Raw genomic sequence first — 6170 nt, forward strand, 5'->3', positions numbered from 1 at the left:
GTCCCGTCCTCCCGGGCGGGACACCGGGCCCGTACGCCGGTCCTGCGCGCACGGTCCGCGCGCCCAGCCCGTACGGCCGGCCCTTACGCCCGGACCATACGCACAGGACCGCGCACCGGCTCCCCGCGAGACCCGCCTACTCCGTCGGCACGATCCCGCGTACGACACCGAGCGACACCAGATCCTCCGGTCGCAACCGGAGCTGGCCGGCCGTCGCCCTCGTCTCGCCCGGGGGCCGCTTGAGAATCGCCGTGGCCAGTTCGGGCGCTATGACGGAGAAGTAACTGTCGGGCGTGGCCCAGATGTTGTCCGGCGCCGACAGCGCCAGCGCCCCACCGGAACCGCCCTCGCCGATCAGCAGGGTGGTGAGGGGTACCCGGGCGGTGGCCATGGCCGCGAAGAGATCCGCGATGGCGCCGCCGGCCCCCGCCCGCTCCGCCTCGGCGTCATTGGCCGCTCCGGGGGTGTCCACCAGTGTCAGTACGGGGATGCCCAGCCGGTCGGCGAGCCGGACCAGCCGGGCCGCGGTCCGGTAACCGGCCGGGAGGGTCGGGGTGCCGCACTGCGCGGCGTACGCGACGGTCCGTCCCGCGTGACGGCCGAACCCGCACAGCATCCCCGGGTCCCTGCCGCCGCACCGGTCCCCGGCGATCGCCTCCCGCTCGGTGAAGTAGGCGTCCACATAGGCCCGCGCACGGGGGCGTCCGGGAGCGCGGGCCCGTATCACCGCGTCCCATCCGGAGGCGGGCGGCTCGCCGCCGCCCAGACCGGCGGGGGGCGGCGCGGCTTCCCCGGCGCGGTCTCCTCCCGTCAGCAGCCGCAGCCAGCGACCGGCGGTGGCGCGCAGCTCGTCCTGGCGCACCACCGCGTCGATATGGCCCGCGGCCAACTGCGCCTCCGCCGTATACGCGTACGGATCGGCGTCGGCGGGGCGCACACGCGATCCGGCGAAACCGATCTGGGCACCGGGCAGTGCGAGGACGACATCGGCTCCCGCGCCCAGAGTGGCCCAGCCACCGCCGGTGGTCGGGTCACGTACGACCGCGAGCTGCGCCAGTCCGGCCGCGCGGGTGAGCGCGGACTGCCGGGCCACCCGCTGGAGTTGGAGCAGCGCGCGCATCCCCTCCTGCATCCTGCTGCCGCCGGTGGCGATCAGCGAGACGACCGGCAGCCGCCGCTCCCGCGCATGGGTGTACGCGGCCTCCAGCCGGTCGCCCGTGCGCTCACCGAGCGATCCGCCCAGAAAGCCGAACTCGAAGGAGATCAGCACCGCTTCGGTGGCGCCGATCCGTCCGGTGCCGCAGACGACGGACTCCTTCTCGCCGGTGCGCTCCTCGGCGCGGGCGCGGGCCGCGTCGTACCCCTCCCAGGCGAGTGGTCCGTCCGGCACGGACACGCCCCGCGGCACGGGCAGTTCGGCGAACGCGCCCTCGTCGGTGACGGCGGCGATCGCCTCGCGCGCGCTCGGCCGCTCAGCCATGGAGCGCCCGCTTCAGGATCTTCCCCATGTCATTGCGGGGCAGGGCGTCCAGATAGCGCACGGTGCGCGGTCGCTTGTGCGCGGCGAGCTGCGCCGCCACATGGTCCGCCAGTTCCTCGGCGGACGGCGGCGCTTCGACGCGCGCCGGAACGATCCAGGCGACGATACGCTCACCGAGGTCCGCGTCGGGCTCTCCGGTCACGGCGGCCTCCCGCACCCCCGGATGCTCCAGCAGGACGTTCTCGATCTCACCCGCGCCGATCTTGTAACCACCGCTCTTGATCAGATCGGTGGCCTTGCGGCCGACGATACGGACATAGCCGTCGGGGTCGCGGATCGCCATGTCGCCCGTACGGAACCAGCCGTCGGTGAAGGCGGCCTCGGTCGCGTCGGGCCGGTTCAGATACTCCGTGAACAGATTCGCGCCACGGACCTGGATCTCGCCGACCGTCTCGCCGTCGTACGCCTCGATCGTGTCTCCCGACTCGTCGACCAGCCGCAGTCCGACACCGCGCAGCGGTACCCCGACCGTACCGGCGCGCGGCTCGCCGTCCGCGCGCACGCTGGTGTTCATCAGGGTCTCCGTCATGCCGTACCGCTCGATGACACGGCGTCCGGTAGCCGCGGCGATCCGCCGGTGGTCGTGGACGGGCAGCGCGGCGGATCCGGACACCAGCAGCCGCGCCCCGGACAGCGCCTTGGCGAGCGCGGGATCGCCGGGGAGCGCCTCGGCGATGCGGTGGTACATCGTCGGTACGCCGAACAGCATCGTGGCGCCCGAGGACAGTTCACGGGTGACGCCCTCGATGTCGAACCGGCCGAGATGGCGCACCGATCCACCGCGCCGCAGCGGTCCGAGAACGCCGAGGATCAGCCCGTGCACATGGAAGAGGGGCAGGGCGTGGACGAGGACGTCGTCGGCGGTCCACCGCCAGGCGTCCTCCAGCGCGTCCAGGGTGGCGATGAGCGCGCGGCGCGGCAGGACGGCGCCCTTCGGCGGCCCGGTGGTTCCTGAGGTGTAGACGATCAGCGCGGGGGATTCCGGAGCGTGCTCGGGGAACGGGACCGACGGTCCCGACGCCCCCGAAGTCACCGCCGCCGGCGCACCGCCCGCTTCGGCGCCCACGATGTCCACGACGTCCACCCGGTCGAGCGCGGCGAGGGCCGGCGGCAGGACCACGCCCGGTTCCGTGACGACCAGCTCGGGGGCGCTGTCCGCGACGATATGGGCCAGTTCGCGCGCACCGCTCCTCGGGTTGACCGGTACGACCGGAACCCCGGCCAGCAGCGCGGCCACCACACCGACGGCCGTCCCGAGGGTGGGCGTGGCCCAGACCGCGACGCGCCGCGCACCGGCGATACGCGCGGCCAGGGAGCCCGCCGCGTCGGCCAGTTCGGCATGGGTGAGGCTACGGTCGCCGAACCGCAGGGCGGGCCGCTCCGCGCGCGCCGCGAGAGCCGGGAAGAGAGGGGACACGCGTCGTTCTCCTTGCTGTCGACGAGTCCGACCGGTCAGCCGAGGCCTGGCGCCACCGGCGCCGGCCGGACGGCGGCGGTTACCACCGCCACCACGATCCCTCCGTACACCATCGACGGACGGAAGAAACACCACGGTCGACTCCGACGGCAGGGAGTTCACGCGCTCGATCGCCGGGCAGATCGCCGGGCCCGCCCCGTCCGGACCCGGTCGCGCCCTCTCCCAGTCGTGCGTCCTGTCTCAGTTGAAGGTGTCCGGGTTCGGGCCCGTGCGCAGTCCGCGGTCGAGGGTGGCGATCGCGGCCATGTCACCGGGTGAGAGCTCGAAGTCGAAGACATCGATGTTCTCGCGGATGCGCGCGGGGGTGACGGACTTGGGGATCGCGATGTTTCCGAGCTGGAGGTGCCAGCGCAGCATCACCTGCGCGGGCGACTTCTCGTGCCGCCCCGCGATCTCGGTGATCGCCTCCACCTGGAGCAGCTCGCCCTTCGCCAGCGGACTCCAGGCCTCGGTCGCGATGTCGTGCTGGGCGTGGAAATCCCGTAGCTCCGTCTGCTGGAGTCCGGGGTGCAGCTCGATCTGGTTCAGCACCGGGGCCACCCCGGTCTCGTCCAGCAGCCGTTGGAGATGGGCGGGCTGGAAGTTGGACACGCCGATGGCGCGGGTCCGCCCGTCGGCGAGCAGCTTCTCCAGCGCGCGCCAGGTGTCGAGATAGCGGTCGCGCGCCGGCGCGGGCCAGTGGATGAGATACAGGTCGACCCGGTCCAGGCCGAGCTTGGCCAGACTGGTGTCGAACGCGGCGACGGCCGAGTCGTACCCCTGCCGGTCGTTCCAGAGCTTGGTGGTGACGAACAGCTCGTCACGGGGCACCCCGGACGAGGCGATGGCACGGCCGACGCCCTCCTCGTTGCCGTACACGGCCGCCGTGTCGATGCTGCGGTAGCCCGCGTCGAGGGCGGCCAGGACGGCGTCGGTGGTCCGCGCGTCGTCGACCTGGAAGACGCCGAAGCCGAGCTGGGGGATCTTGACGCCGTTGTTGAGGACGATGTCGGGGACGGAGGTCACGGAAGTCATGGTGTTCCTTTTCTTCGCGAGTTCCCACGCGGTCTCTCGCGGGTTCTCTGTGCTCGCGGGTTCTCTGTCTGTGCTCGCGCTGTGCTCGCTGGCTCTATGGGGAAGAGGCTGCGGCGCGGCGGCGCATGAGCGGGGGGACACACCGGTTTCCAACGTAACGACGTCGTCCCCGCCGCGCTCAGTGGCGGGCGGCGGCGGCCCGGCCGGGCTCCGGAGCGGCTGTCCCGGTGGCGACCACCCGTCCCTCGGCGGGCGTACGGCGCTCCAGCGCGCCGGAGACGATCGCGAGGACGAGCGCGGAGCCCGCCAGCGCCGCGCCCGCCCAGTTGGGCGCGGTGTATCCGAACCCGGCGGCGATGACGATTCCGCCGAGCCAGGCGGCGAGCGCGTTGCCGAGGTTGAAGGCCCCGATATTGACCGCGGACGCCAGCGTGGGGGCGGCGGACGCCTGGTCGAGCACCCTCTTCTGGAGCGGCGGTACGGTCGCGAAACCCAGGGCGCCGATCAGCGTGAGGGTGACGGCCGCCGCGACCTTGTGATGGGCGGTGAACGTGAACAGCGCGAGGACCACGGCGAGTGAGCCCAGGGACACATACAGCAGCGGCATCAGCCGGCGGTCGGCGAACCGGCCGCCGATCAGATTGCCGCCGACCATACCGAGGCCGAAGAGCACCAGCAGCCAGGTCACCGAGGAGTCCGCGAATCCGGCGGTCTCGGTCATCATCGGCGTGATGTAGGTGATCGCGGCGAAGACACCGCCGAAGCCGAGCACGGTCATGGCCATGGCGAGCAGCACCTGCGCATTGCGGAAGGCCGCGAGTTCATGGCGCAGCCGTACCCCCTCCGGCCTGGGCTGCTCGGGTACCAGCCTGACGATGCCCGCGAGCCCGACGACACCGAGACCGGCGACGACGAGGAAGGTCGCCCGCCAGCCGACGCTCTGCCCTATGAAGGTGCCGAGCGGCACGCCGACGACATTGGCGACGGTCAGTCCGGTGAACATCATGGCGATGGCACCGGCCTTCCGCTCCGGCGCGACCAGGCCCGCGGCCACGACGGAGCCGATACCGAAGAACGCCCCATGGGCGAGCGAGGCGACCACGCGCCCGGTCAGCATCAGACCGAAGGTGGGGGCGAGCGCGGAGAGCACATTGCCCGCGACGAACAGTCCCATCAGCAGCGTCAGCATCCGCTTGCGTGACATCCGGGTGCCGAGGACGGTCATCAGCGGGGCACCCAGCACGACGCCGAGCGCGTAGCCGGTGACCAGCAGTCCCGCGGTGGGGATCGAGACGCCGTACTCACCGGCGACCTCGGGGAGCAGTCCCATGATCACGAATTCGGTGGTGCCGATCCCGAATGCCCCGATGGACAGGGCGAGAAGCGCGAGTGGCATGGATCTACGGGCCTTTCAGACGATTGCACATGCGGCTTACGTGCGACCACAATACTTGCACGCGCCGATTACTTGCAAGCGCGGGCTATTGCGTCGATGTCTTACCCTGGGAGCACAGGGGCCCGGGGAGCACAGGGGCCTCGGCACGCCCTCACGTCGCCCACAGGAGGAAGCCATGACCGCCACGGACACCGCGCTCACGGGTCTCGCCCAGGGCTGGTGTGCCCTTTCGGTGCTGCACGACAGGATCGAGGGACATATCGAGCGCGCGCTCCAGGCGGGGCACGGCCTCAGCCTCCGGGAGTACTCACTGCTCGACGTCCTGAGCCGGCAGCACGACGGCGACGGCGGTCATCTCCAGATGAAGCAGGTCGCCGACGCGGTCGTACTGAGCCAGAGCGCCACCACGCGTCTGGTCACCAGGCTGGAGGACCGTGGTCTGCTGACGCGCTATCTCTGCCCGACCGACCGCCGCGGGATCTACACCAATGTCAGCGAGGCGGGGCTGCGGCTGGTCGCGGAGGCGCGGCCCACCAATGACAAGGCGCTGCGGGAAGCCCTCGACGAGGCCGCCGGGAAGCCCGAACTGGCCCCCCTGGTCAGGACCATCGAGTCCCTCGACAGCGCCTTGTGACCGGCGCGCCGCATCCGCGCGCCCGCCCCGTCCAGGCGCACGCCGCGCCGACCGCACACGCCGCGCACGCCGCGCACGCGAGAAGGGCCGGGCGGCGACCCTCTTCGGG

Annotated in this window: 5 protein-coding genes; 1 reads left to right on the top strand and 4 read right to left on the bottom strand. The window is 72.0% G+C overall.

Annotated features, from left to right (window positions below; genetic code table 11):
• Window positions 1–136: 136 nt before the first annotated feature.
• The 4 genes from ACWGDX_RS39075 to ACWGDX_RS39090 all read right to left on the bottom strand — a co-directional run bounded on the left by ACWGDX_RS39075 (window position 137) and on the right by ACWGDX_RS39090 (window position 5427).
• Window positions 137–1480 carry a carboxyl transferase domain-containing protein gene (locus ACWGDX_RS39075; protein WP_453633546.1) on the bottom strand — a complete coding sequence of 448 codons (1344 nt, stop codon included), beginning with the start codon at window positions 1478–1480 and terminating at the stop codon, window positions 137–139.
• Entirely contained in the window at window positions 1473–2957 is a 1485-nt protein-coding gene (locus ACWGDX_RS39080) for an acyl-CoA synthetase (RefSeq protein WP_453633548.1), read from the bottom strand. Before ACWGDX_RS39080 ends, ACWGDX_RS39075 begins: the two co-directional genes overlap by 8 nt.
• Before the next feature lie 240 nt (window positions 2958–3197).
• Window positions 3198–4031 (bottom strand): aldo/keto reductase, encoded by an 834-nt coding sequence (locus ACWGDX_RS39085; protein ID WP_453633550.1) that lies wholly within the window; start codon window positions 4029–4031, stop codon window positions 3198–3200.
• A gap of 178 nt (window positions 4032–4209) precedes the next feature.
• Window positions 4210–5427, bottom strand: coding sequence for an MFS transporter (locus tag ACWGDX_RS39090; RefSeq protein ID WP_453633552.1), 1218 nt, complete (start codon window positions 5425–5427; stop codon window positions 4210–4212).
• A gap of 175 nt (window positions 5428–5602) precedes the next feature.
• On the opposite strand from ACWGDX_RS39090, the gene ACWGDX_RS39095 reads away from it, so the two are divergent.
• Window positions 5603–6061 (top strand): MarR family winged helix-turn-helix transcriptional regulator, encoded by a 459-nt coding sequence (locus ACWGDX_RS39095; RefSeq protein WP_363085959.1) that lies wholly within the window; start codon window positions 5603–5605, stop codon window positions 6059–6061.
• Window positions 6062–6170 lie beyond the last annotated feature (109 nt).

It is taken from the genome of Streptomyces sp. NPDC055025 (genome assembly GCF_053608565.1).